2 protein-coding genes are annotated in these 2,225 nt (G+C 42.9%); both read right to left on the bottom strand.

Annotated features, from left to right (window positions below; genetic code table 11):
- Positions 1-1,363, bottom strand: a 1,363-nt coding sequence (locus tag OP496_RS17265; protein WP_280565081.1) for a hypothetical protein, incomplete at its 3' end; no start/stop codon positions are given.
- A gap of 113 nt (positions 1,364-1,476) precedes the next feature.
- On the bottom strand, positions 1,477-2,225 hold a 749-nt coding region (locus OP496_RS17260), incomplete at its 5' end, for an oligosaccharide flippase family protein (protein ID WP_280565079.1).

Raw genomic sequence — 2,225 nt, 5'->3', positions numbered from 1 at the left:
CAACTACACTCTTAAACAAAAACTTGTCTTCCCTGAGGTCATCAGGCAAGCTTCTAACAACACCCAGAATTGATCTGGAAAGCAAGGGGTTAATCTCCTCCAAATACGAAAACTTTATATCTGACAATGCAGCAAAAACGGTTGGCATGCGATACTCTTGGTGGACTCTATCCCGCCATGCATAAAGCGTCTCCCCCTCTCTTTTATGCAATTCAACTGGAATCTCTTGATGGAAAAGCGCAAAATCATCAGTAAATCTTGATAAGTTCTTGTAGTCGTAACACAATCCAAGACCAACTAAATTTCTGACATTTAATTCTGATGAAGCAGGCAGCTCTCCAAAACTTTCATCTCCTCTAATGGTCCCGTCTACTCCCTCGTCATGAAGCTGCTTCCAGATATCCATACCATCCATGTACCCAGCAATATGATCAACACGACCTTCACTGCAAAAAAGGAAGCGATCGAAAACCACCTCGAGTGGCTCGGGAGAAATATCTGTATGGTAATATTTATGCTGAACTCCCACGGAGTGAGCTAGCTCCTTAGCCACATAAGCATCATTGTCTGTTTCATACTGCGATTTTTCTAAGCCCCACGTTATAGCCTGAAGATTATGTAGAGCCCCTATGGTGTTTTTTATAAATAATAAAATTCCTCGACTATCATACCCCCCGGACAGCGGTAGCACCCATCGCTCAAAGTCAATCCCCTCAAGAGATTCCATAGTTTTACTGATCGCACCAGTCAATACTTTCCCATGATCTTCCCTCTTACGATTAACCACGGAAAAATTAATAGGTCTCTGGGTGATAGAGGTAAGCCATGATTTCTTGTCAAGGAATAAAGAACTATCGACCTGCAAGCGTTTGATCCTTTTATCCCAAGAAAGCTGTGGACCCAACGAGCCTGTCGACAACATCCACGGAATCACTTTTTCATCAAATTCAAATGTGCCAAGAAACATGACTATTGCGCGTTGTGACGTAGATGCAACAAAGACCTCTTCATCATTATAATACCAGATCGTTCTAGTCCCAACACAATCGCTTATTACTTCAAGCTCGGCCTCATCAACTCTAAACAAGGCATAATTACCATCTGGATAGCATGCTCTTGGTTTATCCCAACTCACTTTGTTTTTTTCATACAGAAACCCTAAAAGCAGGCTCATCTGAGACTCTTGAAGAGCACCACTATCCATGCACACAGCATATGCCAAATCATCTTCGACACGTACTACGTGAGGTTTCGGGACATCGATATTGTCAGGAACAAGCTGATTACAAATGTCATTTAGCTTTTCTTTGGTACCAGCGCTGAAACCAGAATTTCGACTACAGGCGTATAAAATTTTGGACATGAGGCTTCTCCTTATTGTACTGCACTTATTACTTGAACTAGGGGGTTAACCCCTATAGCTAATTTAGAATCGGAGGGCTATACGCTTACCACGTCATTTCACAGTACGACTTATCAATTTCTGCTTGCATCTCGGTCCCACCTAACCGCACAAAAGTAAATCCAAAGCATCACCCCGCTATAAGCGACAATGCCAATGATAGAAAATATTGCGACTGCCCAGATATCACTATTTAGCCAATAGAATCCGAGAAAAAAACCAGCAACTTTTCCACCGGTACTTAAAACCTCATAAAAAAGCAAGCCACGCTGTATCCCTAAAATAGGCACTGCAGCATTACTTGGCTTATTAACTAAATTAAAAAAGAAGAAGAAAGCCAACCATCGAGCATATTCTCCCGCCACGCTCCATTCAGCACCAAACACTAAACTAAATATCCAAGGACCCACAAATACCACAATAGAAAACGGAATTACGCCAATTAAAGCTAATACGCCTGTAGCTCGCAAAATGTGTTTAGAAAGACTTTCACTATTATGAGCCGCTTCCGTAATTCGCGCATAAAAAACATCACTAACAGCCATACCAACCAAAGTAGTCGGCATACCCATCACCATTTTGCTGAGCATGTAGAATCCTGCAGCGGACGGACCAAAAAATGCTGACAACATCAACACCGGCAAACTTTGCGATGCGGCGTTGATCATGATTTGTGGAGCTCGGTACAGTGGAAAATCACGATGCCGACGAGCGAGTTCGATGATTCTAAATTCGGGTACCTCTGAAGGCTCACTGCGATCGATCGTTGTGCGCTGCCGGATTCCTCTTAACATCAGCAACGCGCGCAACGCTTCTACTAAGG

Origin of the sequence: Chromohalobacter sp. 48-RD10 (assembly GCF_029889785.1) — a bacterium.
Taxonomy (GTDB): domain Bacteria; phylum Pseudomonadota; class Gammaproteobacteria; order Pseudomonadales; family Halomonadaceae; genus Chromohalobacter.
This window is presented reverse-complemented; position numbering and strand designations above follow the sequence as displayed.